The sequence below is a fragment of the Stenotrophomonas sp. STEN054 genome (genome assembly GCF_056854535.1).
The window spans coordinates 1-16,693 of the sequence record NZ_JBXFWG010000040.1; the positions used below are offsets into that span (position 1 = coordinate 1).

At 69.0% G+C, this 16,693-nt stretch carries 14 protein-coding genes and 2 pseudogenes; 9 read left to right on the forward strand and 7 right to left on the reverse strand.

Annotated elements, in window-relative coordinates; translation table 11 throughout:
- The first annotated feature begins 259 nt into the window (after positions 1 to 259).
- Positions 260 to 667, forward strand: a complete 408-nt coding sequence (locus AC1VXD_RS14850) for a YciI family protein (RefSeq protein ID WP_482992724.1) — start codon at positions 260 to 262, stop codon at positions 665 to 667.
- Here AC1VXD_RS14850 and AC1VXD_RS14855 read toward each other — a convergent pair.
- Positions 645 to 2,729: a gluconolaconase gene (locus AC1VXD_RS14855; protein ID WP_482992688.1), complete on the reverse strand. Its 2,085-nt coding sequence runs from the start codon at positions 2,727 to 2,729 to the stop codon at positions 645 to 647. The genes AC1VXD_RS14850 and AC1VXD_RS14855 overlap by 23 nt on opposite strands.
- 275 nt (positions 2,730 to 3,004) lie before the next feature.
- Between AC1VXD_RS14855 and AC1VXD_RS14860 the strand changes: the two genes are divergently transcribed.
- Positions 3,005 to 3,445, forward strand: a complete 441-nt coding sequence (locus tag AC1VXD_RS14860) for a hypothetical protein (protein WP_482992689.1) — start codon at positions 3,005 to 3,007, stop codon at positions 3,443 to 3,445.
- Positions 3,446 to 3,448: 3 nt separating this feature from the next.
- On the opposite strand, the gene AC1VXD_RS14865 is transcribed toward AC1VXD_RS14860, so the two are convergent.
- Positions 3,449 to 4,213: a lytic transglycosylase domain-containing protein gene (locus AC1VXD_RS14865; protein WP_482992690.1), complete on the reverse strand. Its 765-nt coding sequence runs from the start codon at positions 4,211 to 4,213 to the stop codon at positions 3,449 to 3,451.
- Between the two features lie 131 nt (positions 4,214 to 4,344).
- Positions 4,345 to 5,715, reverse strand: coding sequence for a D-serine/D-alanine/glycine transporter (gene cycA / locus AC1VXD_RS14870; protein ID WP_482992691.1), 1,371 nt, complete (start codon positions 5,713 to 5,715; stop codon positions 4,345 to 4,347).
- A 204-nt stretch (positions 5,716 to 5,919) separates the two neighbouring features.
- On the opposite strand from cycA, the gene AC1VXD_RS14875 reads away from it, so the two are divergent.
- Positions 5,920 to 7,539 (forward strand): EAL domain-containing protein, encoded by a 1,620-nt coding sequence (locus AC1VXD_RS14875; protein WP_482992692.1) that lies wholly within the window; start codon positions 5,920 to 5,922, stop codon positions 7,537 to 7,539.
- A 209-nt stretch (positions 7,540 to 7,748) separates the two neighbouring features.
- On the opposite strand, the pseudogene AC1VXD_RS14880 reads toward AC1VXD_RS14875, so the two are convergent.
- A pseudogene (locus tag AC1VXD_RS14880) lies at positions 7,749 to 8,591 on the reverse strand (MFS transporter); the annotation flags it as partial.
- Here AC1VXD_RS14880 and AC1VXD_RS14885 point away from each other — a divergent pair.
- Positions 8,561 to 8,995, forward strand: a pseudogene (locus AC1VXD_RS14885) (LysR substrate-binding domain-containing protein); the annotation flags it as partial. The pseudogenes AC1VXD_RS14880 and AC1VXD_RS14885 overlap by 31 nt on opposite strands.
- Positions 8,996 to 9,190: 195 nt before the next feature.
- Positions 9,191 to 10,834: an ATP-binding cassette domain-containing protein gene (locus tag AC1VXD_RS14890; RefSeq protein ID WP_482992693.1), complete on the forward strand. Its 1,644-nt coding sequence runs from the start codon at positions 9,191 to 9,193 to the stop codon at positions 10,832 to 10,834.
- A gap of 573 nt (positions 10,835 to 11,407) precedes the next feature.
- Here AC1VXD_RS14890 and AC1VXD_RS14895 read toward each other — a convergent pair.
- Both AC1VXD_RS14895 and AC1VXD_RS14900 read right to left on the reverse strand, forming a co-directional pair.
- Positions 11,408 to 12,733 carry a GTP-binding protein gene (locus AC1VXD_RS14895; protein ID WP_482992694.1) on the reverse strand — a complete coding sequence of 442 codons (1,326 nt, stop codon included), beginning with the start codon at positions 12,731 to 12,733 and terminating at the stop codon, positions 11,408 to 11,410.
- A gap of 108 nt (positions 12,734 to 12,841) precedes the next feature.
- Positions 12,842 to 13,126 carry a metal-sensing transcriptional repressor gene (locus tag AC1VXD_RS14900; protein ID WP_482992695.1) on the reverse strand — a complete coding sequence of 95 codons (285 nt, stop codon included), beginning with the start codon at positions 13,124 to 13,126 and terminating at the stop codon, positions 12,842 to 12,844.
- Positions 13,127 to 13,175: 49 nt separating this feature from the next.
- Between AC1VXD_RS14900 and dmeF the strand changes: the two genes are divergently transcribed.
- Complete coding sequence (gene dmeF, locus AC1VXD_RS14905) at positions 13,176 to 14,165, forward strand: CDF family Co(II)/Ni(II) efflux transporter DmeF (protein ID WP_482992696.1); 990 nt, start codon at positions 13,176 to 13,178, stop codon at positions 14,163 to 14,165.
- 429 nt (positions 14,166 to 14,594) lie between these two features.
- On the opposite strand, the gene AC1VXD_RS14910 is transcribed toward dmeF, so the two are convergent.
- A complete protein-coding gene (locus tag AC1VXD_RS14910) occupies positions 14,595 to 14,906 on the reverse strand; it encodes a hypothetical protein (RefSeq protein WP_482992697.1) in 312 nt (103 codons plus the stop codon).
- 48 nt (positions 14,907 to 14,954) lie between these two features.
- Between AC1VXD_RS14910 and AC1VXD_RS14915 the strand changes: the two genes are divergently transcribed.
- The 3 genes from AC1VXD_RS14915 to AC1VXD_RS14925 all read left to right on the forward strand — a co-directional run bounded on the left by AC1VXD_RS14915 (position 14,955) and on the right by AC1VXD_RS14925 (position 16,689).
- Positions 14,955 to 15,383 (forward strand): hypothetical protein, encoded by a 429-nt coding sequence (locus tag AC1VXD_RS14915; protein ID WP_482992698.1) that lies wholly within the window; start codon positions 14,955 to 14,957, stop codon positions 15,381 to 15,383.
- 66 nt (positions 15,384 to 15,449) lie between these two features.
- On the forward strand, positions 15,450 to 15,773 hold the full coding sequence (locus tag AC1VXD_RS14920) for a hypothetical protein (protein WP_482992699.1): 324 nt from the start codon (positions 15,450 to 15,452) through the stop codon (positions 15,771 to 15,773).
- Positions 15,774 to 15,846: 73 nt separating this feature from the next.
- Positions 15,847 to 16,689 (forward strand): class I SAM-dependent methyltransferase, encoded by an 843-nt coding sequence (locus AC1VXD_RS14925; protein ID WP_482992700.1) that lies wholly within the window; start codon positions 15,847 to 15,849, stop codon positions 16,687 to 16,689.
- Positions 16,690 to 16,693: the final 4 nt, after the last annotated feature.

Sequence of the window (16,693 nt, forward strand, 5' to 3'; positions counted from 1 at the left end):
GGGGGGGGGGGGGGGGGGGGGGGGGGGGGGGGGCCGGCCCGCCCGCCCCCGCCGCCGCCCCGCCGGGGCCCCCGGCGCCCCCCCCCCCCCCCACCCCCCCCCCCCCCGGCCAACCCTCAAAATCGCCGGCTTTCAGCAGCCCACCACGGAGGGGCTCCGCCGTTCGCCGATTCCCCGCCGCAGGCGGCCTTTCGCGCTGCAACATGCCACCGCGCAAACCTGCGCCATCATGGAACCCCGCCGCCGCCAGGACCGTGCCATGCAGCAGTACCTGCTCCTCATCTACATCGAACCCGCCCTGCTGCAGGCCCTGCCCAGCGACGAGTTCAATGCACTGATGCGCGACTGCCTCGCCCACGCCGATCAGCTGCAGGCCGAAGGCACCCTGCTGGCCGCACAGAAACTGCAGCCGGTCGACACCGCGCAGACCCTGCGCGTGCGCGATGGCCACAGCCGCGTGCTCGATGGCCCCTTCGCTGAAACCCGTGAACTGCTGGCCGGCTTCAACCTCATCCGCGCCCGCGACCGCGACGAAGCCATGCGCATCGCCCGCGAGTTTCCCTGGGCGCGCTTTGGCAGCATCGAAGTGCGGCCGCTGGAAGACATGGACGCCGAGCGCGAACGCTGCGGCGCGCCGGCGGCGGCTATGGCAGCAGCCGTACCCTGATGTCGCGCTTGCCAATGCCGTCATTGCCGCTGTAATCGCGTGCACTACCACGGATGATGTACTCGCCCGGCGGCAGCGCCGCCGGCTGCCAGCGTCCGGTTTCCATCAAGCCGTCGCGCACGGTGTTGGTTGCCAGGTAGCGGAAGCGGGTCACCGCGCTGCCATGCACGGTGATGCCGCTGTCCGGCGCATAGGCCACCTTCACCGCCTGCTTCTGCGGCGGCATGCGGTTGAACACGATGTTCCAGCGCGGCTGTTCGTAGCCCTGCAGCGGCTGCCCGGCCGCGTCGAGGATCTGGTAGCCCACCTGGTACGGCCCCAACCGGCGGCGCGGCAGGTTGTCGTCCACCTGATCCCACGCCTCCACCACGATCTGCACGCCACGCCCCTGCCGGGCCAGCATCACCACGCCGTCGCTGCCTGCGGCCAGCGGCTGGTCGTTGTCATCCAGCAGGCCGACATCGGTGATGCGCGGCGCGAAGTGGTCGGCATAACCGGTGAAGCCCAGCGCCACCGCATTGGTCTCGAAACCGCTGGTGCCCACCTGCAGGTGCACGTGCGCCTGGCTGTTGATGCTGCCCAGACGGTCGCCAACGTGGATGCGCGTGCCGCGCCGCACGCGGATGCGCTCCAGCTTGCCGTCCTCGCCATACATCGGCTGCCAGCGCGCATCGAAGGACTCGCCGGACGGCGTGCGGCCCACGCGCATGTGAATATAGTTCAGGCGCCCCACCGCCAGCCCTTCGGCCTGGCCACCCAGGCTCCACGCCGCGATCGGGCTGCTGATCTTGCCGTCGGCGATGGCCAGCACGGTCTGCCCCACGTCACCGCGCACGTCGAAGCCGCCGTGCAGGTGGTGGCGGCTCTCGCCGGTAAAGGTGCCGCGCACTTCGCCCAGCGTGCCGACCACTTCATGCCAGCCCTGCTGCGGGGCAAGCGGCCAGCGCCCGCCGGTATCGGGCAGCGCGGCGTCCGCGGCGGGCCCGACCAGCGCCGGTGCCGGCAGCGCGCCCACCGCCAGCGGCCGCACGCGGTGCACGCGGTAACCGGCGGCATCGGCCACCAGCAGGCTGCCGTCGTCCTCCACGGCCAAGCCGCTGGGGCGGGCCAGGCGCGGCAACCGGTCGTTGCCGAGCAGCGCGATCTGGTGGCCCTGCGGGGTTACCTGCACGATGCGCCCGCCAAAGTCGCCCACGTACAGCACGCCGTCGTGGGTCGTGGCCAGCGACAGCGGCCCGTTGATGACGCCATCGTTGCCGACCACGGTGCTCACCGTGCCATCGGCACCGACGCGGCGCACCGCGTTGTTGAAGAAGTCGGCCACCAGCAGCGCGCCGTGCGCATCGAGGGCCAGCGCAACCGGTGTATCGAAGCGGGCCTCGGCGCCCACTGCATCGGCGAAGCCGGGGCGATCGCCACCGGCCAGCGTGCGCACGTTGCCATCGGTGCCGATCACCCGGATGCGGTCGTTCCAGGTATCGGCCACGAACACCTGGCCCTGCGCGTCCACGGCAATGCCCATCGGTCCATCGAAGCGCGCCTGCACGGCCGGGCCATCGGCAAAGCCCTGCGTGCCACCGGCGACGGTGGTCACCTGGCCATCGGTGCCGATCCGACGGATCGCGTGGTTGCCGGTGTCGGCCACGTACAGGTTGCCCTGCGCGTCGGCAGCGATGCCCGACGGCGTATTGAAGCGCGCCTGCAGGCCCGGCCCATCGGCCAGGCCTTCGCCCTGCCCGGCCACCGTTTCAACGCGTCCATCGGGAAGCCGGCGGCGGATGCGGTTGTTATCGCCGGCATCGGTGAAATACACGCTGCCATCGGCGGTGCGCAGCAGCGCATAGGGTTCGGCGAAGCGCGCCTGGGCCGAGGCGCCGTCACGGTCGCCGGGGTGGCCATCACCGGCCAGTGGCTCAATCTGCGCGGTCCAGGCGAGCGGCGTGGGCTGCGGGCCAACGGGTGCGTCCGGTGCCTGTGCGGGGCGTTCCCACCAGGTGGCCGCCAGCGCGGCTGCCGTTGCTACCACCACTACCCCCACCGCCATCCATTGCCGCCGTGCCATCGCTCGCGTTCGCCCTGCCCTGAAAGAGGCCACGACGATAGACGCTGGCTGCAACGGCGTCGAGCACGGCACTTGTAACGCTGCCGCAGCCGGGCTTCAATCGGCGCACTCCATGGAAGGTGGCCTGCGTGCCCCGTCCTGCGCTCGCTATGCTGTTCGCCGCTGTACTGCTGGCCCCGGCGGCTACCTCGTGGGCACGCGGGAGCGCAGCCCCGCTTCCCGCAGCAGAAACCGGGACCTCCATCGAGGCCCAGGCTGCGCACGCTGAGCGGCTGATGGACGATGGCCGTTACGAGGAGGCGCAGGCCGCCGTGGCCACAACCGCGCCCCTGACTGGCTACGCCACCGACCAACGGCATTACATCCGCTTCATCGCCGCGCAGCAGAGGGGCGACAAGACCGCAGCCGCCGACGCCGCACGCGGCGTGTCCGGGCAGGGACCGGGGGCCGCCGACCTGCTCTACCAACTGCCACTGGCGGCAGGACGCATGAACGAAGCGACGGTCATGCTGATCGTGCAGCTGGAATCGGTGAAGCTGCGCAGCAGCGCGTTGCTGTCGCTGCAGCAGATGCGCACCGCGCCCACGCTGCCCGCCGATGCTGCCCTGCAGGGGCGCTGGCGCGAACTGGTGGCCCGGCCCGAAGTGCAGGCCGCCCTGGCTGAGGTGGGGCGCATTGATCTCTATGACCTGTTCGCCAGCGATCGCATCCGCTGATGCCTACTTCGCCGGTACTTCGCTGCGGATGCCCATCGCCTCGCGGTAGCGCGTGTACAGCGCCATCACCTTGTCCACGTAGGCCAGGGTTTCGGCATACGGCGGCACGCCCTTGTAGCGGGCGACCGCGCCGATGCCGGCGTTGTAGGCGGCCGCTGACAGCGCGCGGTCGCCGTTGTAGCGGCGCAGCAGTGCACGCATGTAGCGGGCGCCGCCGTCGATCGACTGCTGCGGCGAGAACGGATCGCGCACGCCGTATTCCAGTGCGGTCTCGGGCATCAGCTGCATCACGCCCTGCGCGCCCTTGCTGGAGACGGCCAGCGCATCGAAGTTGCTTTCGGCGTGGGCGATCGCGCGCAGCCAGGCGTCGTCGACGCCGGTGGCCTTGGCAGCTGCTTTGAACTGCTTGGCGTGCTGGGCCAGCTGCGGCTTGCCGACCTTGCCCAGGCCCTCGTGGGCGGGCTCACCGGGCGGGGTGGCGACGGTGAATTTCAGGAACACGCGCGAGCCGGGAAGGTTGCGGGTGGAATAGACCAGCACTCCGTCCTGCTCGCGCTCATACAGCACGCCGCTGAAGACGCCCATGTTGCCCCACAGGTTGGGGGCCTGGATGGCGTTGTCGTCGATCTCCTTCGGCGTGCAGCGCGAGCCCGGTTCCGGCGCGGTGGCGAGGCTGACCGTGTTGCCCTGCACGCAGCGGTAGACCGTGCGGGCGCTGGCCAGGCCCGGCAGCAGCAACAGCGCAACGAGGGCAAGGCGAAGGGTCATGGCGGCCGGATGATCCGGCCACGCCCGCGAAATTCTGGTGAATCCCGGTAGCGCCGACCGTTGGTCGACTGCTCCGCCGCTCAGAACGCGAAAGCCGCGCGCTGCGCGCGAGAGTCGACCAACGGTCGACGCTACCCCGCACGGCGCCGCAGCCAGTACCCCGCGGCCAGCAGCACGAACCACACCGGGCTGGCTACCAGCGCCTGGCGGGTGTCGGCCTGCAGGCTCAGCAGCACCAGCACGCCGGCGAAGAACACCAGGCAGGCCCAGCACATGGCCACGCCGCCGGGCATCTTGAAGATCGAGGCGGCGTGGCGCTCCGGGTAGCGGCGGCGGTAGACCATGTAGGCCACCAGGATCAGCGACCAGACGAAGATGAAGAGCACCGTCGCCAGCGTCGTCACCAGGGTGAAGGCGGTCACCAGGTTCGGGATCAGGTAGATCAGCAGGGTGCCGCCCAGCAGGCACAGGCACGAGAACAGCAGGCCGCGGGCCGGCACCGCCGCGCGTGACAGGCGCGACAGGCCGCGCGGGGCGTGGCCCCCTTCGGCCAGCCCGTACAGCATGCGGCTGGTGGAGAAGATGCCGCTGTTGGCCGACGACGTGGCCGAGGTCAGCACCACGAAGTTGATCAGGCTGGCCGCGGCGGGGATGCCGGCCAGCACGAACAGCTGCACGAACGGGCTCTTGTCCGGCACCACCTGGCGCCACGGCGTCACCGCCATGATCGCCACCAGGGCCAGCACGTAGAAAATGATGATGCGCACCGGGATCGAGTTGATCGCCTTGGGCAGGTTGCGCTCCGGGTCGGCGGTTTCGGCGGCGGTGGTGCCCACCAGCTCGATGCCGACGAAGGCGAACACCGCTATCTGGAAACCGGCGAAGAAGCCGACCAGGCCCATCGGGAACATGCCGCCATCGTTCCACAGGTTGGACAGCGAGGCGGTATGTCCGCTGGGCGAGGTGAAGCCCCACGCCACCAGGCCGGCACCGGTGATGATCAGCGCGCAGATGGCCACGATCTTGATCAGCGCGAACCAGAACTCCATCTCGCCGAACAGCTTCACCGTCACCAGGTTCAGGCCCAGCAGCAGCATCACGCACAGCAGTGCCGGTATCCACGCCTGCAGCTCGGGGAACCAGAACTGCGCATAGGCAGCGATGGCAATGACATCGGCGATGGCAGTGACGATCCAGCAGAACCAGTACGTCCACCCGCAGAAGAATCCGGCCCAGGGGCCGAGCAGGTCGGTTGAAAAGTCGATGAAGGATTTGTACTGCAGGTTGGACAGCAGCAGCTCGCCCATCGCGCGCATCACGAAGAACAGCATCGCGCCGATGATGAGGTAGACAAACAGGATGGACGGACCGGCCAGGCTGATGGTCTTGCCCGACCCCATGAACAGGCCGGTCCCGATGGCACCGCCGATGGCGATCAGTTGCAGGTGGCGGTTGGACAGGCTGCGGCGCAGGTGTTCCGGGGGCGTGGCGGGCTCGGTCATGGGCGCGGGAAGGGGCGGGTGAAGTTTCCGACGGTAGTCCTCTGCGGCGCCGAGCGCCAGCGCTGTACGGGCTGAAAGCGTCAAGTTGGAAGCAGTCGGGTCCCAACCATTCCCCCCGGGACTGCAACATGCTCAGATAGCGCATCCGACCAAGGACCGGCCCGCCATGCGCAGCGCCCTGCCCCGCCCCCTGGAAAACCTGCCATGAGCCGCGTGGGCGTCATCATCGCCGCGACCCTGCTGGCGATCCTGGCGGCCGTCGTGCCGATCACCGCGATGGTCTACGCCACCTGGAACAGCGCGGTCAGCCTGGAACAGCAGCGCCTGCACGAGATCGCCCAGCGCGCCCTGCGCCGCGCCGACGTCTCCTACCAGGAATCGCTGGCGGTGCTGAAGGCCGCCGAAGCCTCGCGCCTGCCGCCCTGCAGCCCCGAGCACGTTCGGCGCATGCAGACCCTGGTGATGACCACGCCCTCGGTCGACCAGATGGGCTACTTCGAGGCGGGCAAGCTGCGGTGCACCTCGTGGGGTGCGTTCGAGGCCGACGTCAGCCAGCCCACCCCGGACCATGTCACCAGCGATGGCGCCGGCATTACCGTGGGCGTGCGCCCGCAGTCCAGCGGCGGGCGAACGGTGCTGTCCATCCTGTACGGCTCCTACGACACGCTGGTCGACCCGCGCCGCTTCGTCGATGTCATCGCCGATCCGCAGGTGCGCCTGGCCCTGGCCAGCCCCGACGGCCGCCTGCTGTCCAAGCAGGACGGCATCAACCCGGACCTGCTGCTGCAGCAGCTGCGCCAGCCTGGCGAGGGCCTGGACGACGACACCCTGTACGCCACGGCCCGCAACAACGAGTGGCTGGCCATCGCCACCGGCCCGCGCACCGCCCTGGCCGCCACCTTCCGCCAGCAGGCCTGGCTGTTCGTGCCGGTGGGCCTGCTGCTGGCCGCTGCCGGCGCCGGCGTGGTGATCTGGCTGTCGCGTCGTCGGCTGTCGCTGCGCGGCGAACTGTCCATCGCCATCCGCCGCCGCGAGCTGTACCTGCACTACCAGCCCATCATCGAGCTGGAGACCGGCATCTGCGTCGGTGCCGAGGCCCTGGTGCGCTGGCAGCGTCCCGACGGCACCCAGGTGCGCCCGGACATCTTCGTGCCGCTGGCCGAGGAGCACGGCCTGATCGCCGCGCTCACCGACCTGGTGATCGAGAACGTGGTGTCGGACATGCGCGAACTGCTGGTGGAGGACCGCAGCGCACACATCGCCATCAACCTCGCGGCCGAGGACATCATCAGCGGCCGCGCCTTGAAGTCGATCACCCAGCGCATGGCCGGCAGCGGCATCCTGCCGCAGCAGATCTGGCTGGAGGCCACCGAACGCGGCTTCCTCGATGCCGACCGCGCCCGCACCATGCTGGCCGCAGCGCGCCGTGCCGGGCACAGCATCGCCATCGACGATTTCGGCGTGGGCTATTCCAGCCTGCAGTACCTGGAGCAGCTGCCGCTGGACGCGCTGAAGATCGACAAGTCGTTCGTCGATGCCATCGGCACCGAAAGCGCGACCAGCCCAGTCACCCCGCACATCATCGACATGGCCAAGGAACTGGGCCTGTGGGTGGTGGCCGAAGGCGTGGAGACCGAACCGCAGCTGGCCTACCTGCACAGCCAGCAGGTGCAGTTCGGCCAGGGCTGGCTGTTCTCGCGGCCGCTGCCGCGCGATGCGTTCATCGCCTTCCACCACCAGCGCCAGCAGCGCTACGGCGCGGCGCGGGAGGACATGCAGAACCCGCGCAGCGTGCCGATCGAGCGGGCCGCTGCAGAAGAATGACGGCCAACGGCGGAGCCCCTCGTGATGGGACGGCCGTAATCCGCGGGTTGGCCGGGCACCTTGCTGCGGCGCCCGACCACGGAATCAACAGAAAGAGCAAATGCGGACGCGGGTCGCAGCGACGCCCTCTCTCAGTAGATCCACGCCATGCGTGGATGACGCCGCCCTGGTAGTGCCGGCCCCTGGCCGGCATCCCCATGCACCAGCCACTACACCCAGGCCTTCGGCCGCGCCCACAACCACGCCGCGCACACCGCCAGCAGCAGCAACGGCAACCACGCCAGCTGCCCTGCCCCCGCCGACTGCAGCACCACGCCACCGGCCATGCCGCCGGCGGCAATCGCCAGGTTCCAGCCGGTCACCAGCATCGACTGCGCCAGGTCCGCCGCCGCGCCCGCACGCCGCGCCACCGCGGTCTGGAACAGCGTCGGCACCGCACCAAACGCCACGCCCCACAGCACGCTGGCCAGCAGCAGCACCTGCGGCACGCCCGGCCACAGCAGCAGCGCCAGCACCGCCAGCACGAAACCAGCCACCGCCGCCCACACCAGCGCGCGCAGATGGCGGTCCACGCCCCAGCCGGCGATGCCGATGCCGGCGACGGCTGCCACGCCAAATGCCAGCAGCACGCGGTCCAGCCAGTGCTGCGCGTTGGCCAGGATCGCCAGCGGCTCGATGTAGGTGTAGAGCACGTTGTGCGCCAGCACGTACAGCGCCATCACCAGCAGCGTGCTGCGTACCCCGGGCAGCCGCCAGACGCGGCCCAGCGGCGTGCGCTGGCCGCCACCGGCCGCCGGCAGCGCAGGCACCGCCCAGCGCACCCAGCCCAACAGCAGCACCGCCAGCAATGCCATCAGTCCGAACGCCCAGCGCCAGCCGATCTGCTGGCCCAGCAGCGTGCCCGCCGGCACCCCCAGCGACAGCGCCAACGGTGAACCCACCATCGCCACCGCGATCGCCCGCCCCTGCAGTTCGGGCACCACCAGGCGCGCCGCATAGCCAGCGACCAGTGACCACAACAGGCCCGCACCCACGCCGGCCAGGAAGCGGCATCGTCGCCTCACCGGCCTACCTGCAGCGGCGCGGCGTGCCCAAGGCGCCGGCCGACCTGCTGCAGCACACGCTGCTGCACTACAAATTCCCCAGCAGCGGCAAGCTGGAACCGTGGCCGATCCAGTGGCCGGACGAAGAGGCCGCGCAGGAACTGCCCGTGCACATGGTCGCCAACACCATCAAAGCGCGGGTGGAGCTGGCCCTGCGCGATATCGGCCTGGCCTTCGTTCCGGTGCACTCGGTGCGTGATGCCATTGCCGATGGCCGTCTGGTCACCGTACTGGATGAGCACGTGCATTCCTGCGGCACCTTCCATCTGCTGTGGCCTTCGGGCCGGCATGTGCTGCCGAAGCTGCGGGTGTTCATCGACTTCATCGGCGCACGGCTGGATACCGTCCCGTAGCCCGGTAGATCCACGCCATGCGTGGATGACGGAGCATCGCCACCACGACCATTCATCCACCGGCGCTATAATCCCCCCTGTTCCTCCAAGGGGCCCGCGACCAATGCGCCAGTGATGCCGCCGTCTTTCCACTAGACGGCCCGACTCTTCCCGCCCCTGTGCGCAGGGGAGAACCAGGCATCCCATGGAGGTCGCATGACCACGCATTCCCTCGCGCTCGATCGCGTGTCCTATCGGTTGGCCGATGGCCGATCGCTGTTTTCCGAACTCTCGTTTTCCTTTGAACCGGTGGCCACCGGCCTGGTCGGTGCCAACGGCACCGGCAAGAGCTTGCTCGCGCGCCTGCTGGCCGGGCAACTGACGCCCGACAGCGGCCAGGTGCGCGGCAGCGGCCGGGTCTTCCTGCTGCCGACGCCCGGCTACCCGCCACGCGGCACCGTGGGCGAACTGGCAGGCGTGGGCGCTGAACTGGCCGCACTTGAGCGCATCGAAGCCGGCAGCATCGACGAGGCTGATTTCGCCTGCATCGGTGATCGCTGGGACCTGCGCGAGCGCCTGCAGCAGCAATGGCGTGCCCTGGGCCTGCCCGATGATCTGCAGCCCACGCAGCCGGCCGCGCGCCTCAGTGGTGGCCAGGCCATGCGCGTTGCACTGTCTGGCGCATGGGCCAGCGGCGCCGACTGGCTCATCCTCGACGAACCCAGCAACCATCTGGATGCACGCAACCGCCAGCAGCTGTACCAGCAACTGCAGCAGTGGCCGGGCGGGCTGCTGGTGATCAGCCACGACCGCGCGCTGCTGGCCCACATGCAGCAGATCGTGGAACTGGATGCGCACCGGTTGCATCGCTATGGCGGGCCGTGGCAGCACTACGCCGAGGCACGCGCCGCCGAGCGCGATGCCGCAGTCGCGCAGCTCGACCATGCCCGTGCTCAGCACCGCCAGCAGCAGCGCAGCGCGCGCGAGCAGCACGAACGCCAGCAGCAGCGGCAGGCGCGCGGCAACCGCGATGCGAAGCAGGCCAACCAGGCGCCGATCCTGCTGGGCGGGCAGAAGCAGCGTGCCGAGGCCACCCAGGGCCGTGCGCAGCAGATCCAGGCCGACCGCCTGCAGGCCAGCGCCCAGCAGTTGCGCAGCGCCGCTGCCGCCGTGCAGGCGGCACCCGACCTTGCACTGTTCGCCAGCGAAGGCGAGCGCGGCAGCGCGCGGCTGCTGCAGGCCCACGATCTTGTGCTGCCGCATGGCTGCAGCGCACCGTTGCAGCTGGATATCCGCCGTGGCCAGCGCATTGCCGTGGTCGGTGACAACGGCAGTGGCAAGTCCACCCTGCTGCGCGTGCTGGCGGGCCAGATGGATGCGCAGGCAGGCGAGGTGCAGCGGCATGCACCATTGGCGCTGCTGGACCAGCAGCTGCTGGCACTGGCCGGTGAGCACAGCATCCTCGATACGGTGCAGTCGGCCAATCCGACGGCCGACCCCGCCGAGCTGCGCACGCGGCTGGCCCTGCTCGGGCTGGACGCACAGCGCATCCAGCGGCCGGCCAGCAGCCTCAGCGATGGCGAACGGGTAAAGGGCGCACTGGCCAGCGTGCTCTATGCGCAACCGGCACCGCAGCTGTTGCTGCTGGACGAGCCCGGCAACGCGCTGGACCTGACCGCGCTGCAGGCGCTGGAATCACTGCTGGGTGCGTGGGACGGTGGCCTGGTGATGGTGAGCCATGACACCCACCTGCTGCGCGCGTTGCGGCCGACGCAGGTGCTGCAGGTGGGGGCTGATGGCTGGCAGTGGCGCGACGCAGACCCGGGGTCGGATCCCTTTTGCAGCGCAAAAGGGCTCTGACCCCGGCCCGATGACCCCGCCATCCACGCATGGCGTGGATCTACTTGTCGGGGCGGGGCCCGTTATCCACGCATGGCGTGGATCTACTCGGGTGGGGCACGTTATCCACGCATGGCGTGGATCTACTCGGGTGGGGCGCGATATCCACGCATGGCGTGGATCTACTCGGGTGGGGCGCGATATCCACGCATGGCATGGATCTACTCGGGTGGGGCGCGATATCCACGCATGGCGTGGATCTACTTGGGTAGGGCGCGATATCCACGCATGGCATGGATCTACTCGGGTGGGTCGCGATATCCACGCATGGCGTGGATCTACTTGGGTAGGGCGCGATATCCACGCATGGCATGGATCTACTCGGGTGGGGCGCGATATCCACGCATGGCGTGGATCTACTTGGGTGGGGCGCGATATCCACGCATGGCATGGATCTACTCGGGTGGGGCGCGATATCCACGCATGGCGTGGATCTACTCGGGTGGGGCCCGTTATCCACGCATGGCGTGGAGCCACCGATCCGGATGGGCGCGAATTCCAGTAGAGCCACGCCACGCGTGGATGCTTCTGCCCTCAGCGCTTCCACGCCGGGAACGCCTGCGGCAACTGCTGCCACAACAGCGGCCCCGCGCGCAGTTCGCTCTCATTGAGCAGGCATGCATCCAACGTCGCACGCACCGCACGCTCATCCATGTGCACGCCAATCACCACCAGCTCCTGCCGACGGTCACCCCACAGCGGGTGCCACAGACGCGCCATCGCCGCATGCGCATCCCCATCCGGGAATTCCTCCAACCCGGGCAACGGCGCGCTCCAGCAGTCCGCCTGCTGCCGCGCCCAGCCCAGGTCGCTGTACGGCAGCGGCGTCGGCGGCAGCAGCGGCGTGGTGTCCTCTTCGCCAGCACGCACGCGCTCGCGCGCCGCATACCAGAAGCCAGCCGCCTGCGTGCGCGTCGCCGCACCCACGCTGCTCAGTTCGCCCACCCAGTCCATGCGGTTGGCCAGCCAGAACCAGCCCTTGCTGCGGATCACCCCGGGCATGCCGTCCTGCAGCGCGCGGGCGAAACGCCCCGGATGGAACGGCCGGCGCGAGCGATAGACGAAGCTGCCGATGCCGTATTCCTCGGTCTCCGGCGTGTGCTCGCCACGCAGTTCCTTCACCCAGCCGGGCGCCTGCTGCGCACGGTCGAAATCGAAGCGGCCCGTGTCCAGCAGCTCGCACAGCGGCACATCGCCAAACGACGACAGCAGCAGCTTGGCGTCGCGGTTCAGGCCACGCAGCACCGCCAGCGTGTCCTGCAGCACGTCCTCATCGGTCTGGTCGACCTTGCTCACCACGATCACGTCGGCAAACTCCACCTGCTCGCACAGCAGGTCGACCACGCCGCGGTCATCATCCGGGCCGGCCTGCTGGCCGCGCTCGGCCAGGCGCAGGGTCGATCCGAAGTCGGCAAGGAACGCGCTGCCATCGACCACCGTCACCATCGTGTCCAGCCGCGCAATGTCGCTCAGGCTGAAGCCCTGTTCGTCGCGCACGGCGAAGGTCGCTGCCACCGGCATGGGCTCGCCGATGCCGGTCGATTCGATCAGCAGGTAGTCATAGCGCCCGGCGTCGGCCAGGCGTCGCACTTCCTGCAGCAGGTCGTCGCGCAGGGTGCAGCAGATGCAGCCGTTGCTGAACTCGACCAGCGTCTCCTCGGTGCGGCGCAGCTCGGCGCCCCCGTCGCGCAGCAGCTGCGCATCGATGTTCACCTCGCTCATGTCGTTGACGATGACCGCCACGCGCAGGCCATCGCGGTTGCGCAGGATCTGGTTGAGCAGGGTGGTCTTGCCGGCGCCAAGGAAGCCGGACAGCACGGTGACCGGCAGGCGGCGGTCGGCGCGGGAAACAGGGTTCATGCGGGGCGGAGGGCTGCGGATGGAAATGTTACTATATAACATTAGACGGACACGACGCAGCGGCGGAGTTGCCGCCTGTAGAGCCGAGCCCATGCTCGGCTGCCCGCGCTATTTGCCGTAGCGGCGCAGCAACTCCACCAGCACTTCCGCCTCGGCGGCCCGTTGCTGCGGGTCCTCGGCTCCCACCACGTGTTCCTGCAGGTGCTCATGCAGCAGCTCCATCAGCAGGCTGTGGGCGGCGCCGCGCACGGCCGCCACCTGCACCAGCACGTCCGCGCAGTCGCCCGCCGCCCCCTCGGGGCGGTCCAGTGCCTGTTCCAGCGCTGCCACCTGGCCGCCGATGCGGCGCACCCTGGTCAGCAGGTGTTTCCGGTTCTTGTGTACATGTGCCATGGCCGTATCGTATACCCTATGGGGGTATCCTTTCACTCACCACTGCCCCATGCACCTGGACGCCCTCGCCGCCTCCCGCCGCCACGACCACCGGTTCGACGACGGCAATCCGCTGGCCGAACGCAATACCCGCCGCGCCATGTGGCTCACCGTCAGCATGATGTTCATCGAGATCTCCGGTGGCTGGTGGTTCAACTCCATGGCCGTGCTGGCCGATGGCTGGCACATGAGCTCGCACGCCCTGGCGCTCGGCCTCTCGGTATTCGCCTACCGCTGCGCTCGGCGCTATGCGCACGACCCGCGCTTTGCCTTCGGCACCTGGAAGATCGAGATCCTGGCCGGCTACACCAGTGCCATCGCCCTGCTCGGCGTGGCCGCCCTGATGGCCGTGCAGTCGCTGCAGCGCCTGTGGGTACCGGCGCCCATCCACTACGACGAGGCCATCCTCATCGCCGTGGTCGGCCTGGGCGTGAACCTGCTGTGCGCCTGGTGGCTGCACGACAGCCCGGGCCACGCCCACCCTCATCACGGGCACGGGCACGGCCATGCGCATGGCCACGACCATGACCACGATCATTCCCATGGGCATGCCCACGGCCACGCGCACGGCCACGACCTCAACCTGCGCTCGGCCTACATGCACGTGCTGGCCGACGCCGCGACCTCGGTGCTGGCCATCGTCGCCCTGCTGGGCGGCAAGCTGTGGGGCGCCGCCTGGCTGGACCCGGTAATGGGCCTGGTCGGTGCGGTGCTGGTGACGGTCTGGGCGGTCGGCCTGCTGCGCGACAGCGGTCGCGTGCTGCTCGATGCGCAGATGGATGCGCCAGTGGTGGCTGAAGTGCGCGAAGTGATCGAACAGGGCCCGTGGCCCGCGCGCCTGGCCGATCTGCACGTATGGCAGGTGGGGCGCGGCAAGTACGCGGTGGCTGCCAGCGTGGTTACCAGCGATGCCGACCTGGATGCCGACCAGCTGCGCAAGGCGCTGGCAGTGCACGAGGAACTGGTGCACGTGACGCTGGAGATCCATCGCACGGCGTGAGGGTGCGGGTCTGCTCTTCCGTAGAGCCGAGCCATGCTCGGCTGCTCCTGATTTCCTGTAGAGCCGAGCCCATGCTCGGTTGCTCCTGCTTTCCTGTAGAGCCGAGCCCATGCTCGGCTGCTCCTGATTTCCTGTAGAGCCGAGCCCATGCTCGGCTGCTTCTGATTTCCTGTAGAGCCGAGCCCATGCTCGGCTGCTCCTGATTTCCTGTAGAGCCGAGCCCATGCTCGGCTGCTCCTGATTTCCTGTAGAGCCGAGCCATGCTCGGCTGCTCCTGATTTCCTGTAGAGCCGAGCCCATGCTCGGCTGCTTCTGCCCAAAGCAGTCGAGCATGGCTCGACTCTACAAAAGCAGAGGCAGCCGAGTATGGCTCGACTCTACAAAAGCAGAGGCAGCCGAGCATGGGCTCGGCTCTACAACAGCGGTCGCCTAGAGCTTGAACAGCATCTGCAGCAGATAAAGCTTCAACGGCAGTGCGCTCAACACCGCGCCGCCGATGCCCAGCCACGCATGGCGCTCATCCCGCGCCCGCGCCGCCACGGCCAATCCCAGGCCCACGACGGCGGCCGCCAGGCAGCCTATTCCCACGCCAAGCCCGCGCCCATCGCCAATCAGCGTGATCCACCCATGGACGCCATACCCCACCGGCAACCCCAGCCAGCTTGCGCCACCGCACAACGGTGCTCTGCTCTGTGACATGTCCGCTCCGGTCTGCCTGCTGGCCATGTTGACACTGGCCATGCGCTGGCCATGTCTACACTGCAAGCATCACCCCGCCGGAACACCACCATGGTCCTGCTGCGCCCGGTCCCGGCCGTCGTGCTGATTGCTGCAAGCGTACTGCTGGCCGCCTGCTCCGGCGGCACCCAGCTGCCGTTCTCCTCCGATCCCCTGCAGGGCTGTTTCACCACCAGCACGCGCAAGCCCGCCGAGTTCCGCATCGACAAAGAAGGCAGCCAGTACTTCGTCTCCTTCGAGCGCAACGGCCATTGGCAGCGCGAGCCCAACGCCCTCAACCGGGCCAGTCGCAGCGACATCGCCCGCTACTTCCGCGACGATGCCGAGCAGATCGACAGCGCGCTCCTCGGCCGCTCGGGCGGCTTCGGCCTGTTCCACACCAAGCGCGGCGCCTCGCTGAAGATCAAGGCGAGTGACAGCGACTACATGGCCCTGCTGCTGATCGGCGCCGGGCCGGTGTATGCGGTGAAGTGCGACTGATCTGCAACTTTCCTTATGGCGTAGCGCCGCAGCACATCAGAGGCTGGCCGCTTTGGAGGCCTCGCCGTGCTCTTGTCGCTGCTGCTCACCGTGGTTCCGGTCACCACCACCGGTGCCTATGACGAGGTACACCAGGCCGACGATGGCCGCACCCTGGTACTGCGCACCATCGATTGGGACACCGACGATGGGGAGCGCGCCCGGGTCACGGTGCACTGGCAGCTGCTGGACGACGGCAGCATGCTGTATGAATACGCGCGGCAACCGCCAGCGACGCAGGCCGTGCATCGCCGCGCCTGCGCACTGCGGGTCGCCGAGCCCTCCAGCGGCGTCAGCTTCCTGGCCGACGAGGGCACCACCCACGGCTTTGCCTGCACTAGCACCCCGTAGCGCAGGCTGCCCCCTGCAGGGCTCACGGCCGGTCGGGTACCATGCCCTCCCCCGCCCAGCCCCGGTTCCTGCCGTGCCCCATTACACCGGCCCCCTGCTAACCCGCGACAGCGCCGACACCCTGCGCCGCGCGCACGACAAGGGCGCTGCCGACTGGCAGGGCTCGCTCGACCTGGGCCGCAGCGAAGAGACGGTCGGTCTGGACGCCGAAGGCTTCCGCTTCCGCGGCCAGCACTACCCGTGGCCGGGCAAGCTGAAGGACCGCACGCTGTACTACTGGGACGGCGAGGACTTCGCCTCTATCTCGCGCTTCAGCGGCTCGCTCATCAAGCTGGTGCCCACAGAATGGGGCGCGCCCACCTTCGAGATCGACGGCATCAAGATGCTGCCGACCTCCAAGCTGTCGCCCTTCGACGACGCGCGCCGCAAGGTCGAGCTGGTTGCCCCGGCCGGCAAGTCCATCCTCGATACCTGCGGTGGCCTCGGCTACTTCGCCGCCTGCGCGCTGGACGCCGGCGTCGGCCAGATCCGTTCCTTTGAAAAGAACGCCGACGTGATGTGGCTGCGTACGCTCAATCCGTGGTCGCCCGATCCTGACTCCGCTGCCGCCGGTGGCCGCCTGCACTTCGGCCAGGGCGATGTCTCGCAGCAGATCGAACAGGTGGCCAGCAACAGCGTCGATGCCATCCTGCACGACCCGCCGCGCTTCGGTATTGCAGGCGAACTGTATTCGCAGGCGTTCTACGATCACCTGGCCCGCGTCATCCGCAAGGGCGGCCGCCTGTTCCACTACACCGGTGCGCCGAACAAGCTGACCAGCGGCCGCGACGTGCCGCGCGAAGTAGCCAAGCGCCTGGAAAAGGCCGGCTTCAAGGCCGAACTGGCGCTGGACGGCGTGCTGGCCGTCAGGCGCTGATCCT

Coding starts and splice junctions, on each gene's coding strand:
- dmeF (WP_482992696.1), top strand. CDS start 13,176: ATGCACCTGGACGCCCTCGCCGCCTCCCGCCGCCACGACCACCGGTTC.
- AC1VXD_RS14895 (WP_482992694.1), bottom strand. CDS start 12,733: ATGAACCCTGTTTCCCGCGCCGACCGCCGCCTGCCGGTCACCGTGCTG.
- AC1VXD_RS14910 (WP_482992697.1), bottom strand. CDS start 14,906: ATGGCCAGTGTCAACATGGCCAGCAGGCAGACCGGAGCGGACATGTCA.
- AC1VXD_RS14915 (WP_482992698.1), top strand. CDS start 14,955: ATGGTCCTGCTGCGCCCGGTCCCGGCCGTCGTGCTGATTGCTGCAAGC.
- AC1VXD_RS14900 (WP_482992695.1), bottom strand. CDS start 13,126: ATGGCACATGTACACAAGAACCGGAAACACCTGCTGACCAGGGTGCGC.
- AC1VXD_RS14855 (WP_482992688.1), bottom strand. CDS start 2,729: ATGGCACGGCGGCAATGGATGGCGGTGGGGGTAGTGGTGGTAGCAACG.
- AC1VXD_RS14890 (WP_482992693.1), top strand. CDS start 9,191: ATGACCACGCATTCCCTCGCGCTCGATCGCGTGTCCTATCGGTTGGCC.
- cycA (WP_482992691.1), bottom strand. CDS start 5,715: ATGACCGAGCCCGCCACGCCCCCGGAACACCTGCGCCGCAGCCTGTCC.
- AC1VXD_RS14860 (WP_482992689.1), top strand. CDS start 3,005: ATGGACGATGGCCGTTACGAGGAGGCGCAGGCCGCCGTGGCCACAACC.
- AC1VXD_RS14865 (WP_482992690.1), bottom strand. CDS start 4,213: ATGACCCTTCGCCTTGCCCTCGTTGCGCTGTTGCTGCTGCCGGGCCTG.
- AC1VXD_RS14850 (WP_482992724.1), top strand. CDS start 260: ATGCAGCAGTACCTGCTCCTCATCTACATCGAACCCGCCCTGCTGCAG.
- AC1VXD_RS14875 (WP_482992692.1), top strand. CDS start 5,920: ATGAGCCGCGTGGGCGTCATCATCGCCGCGACCCTGCTGGCGATCCTG.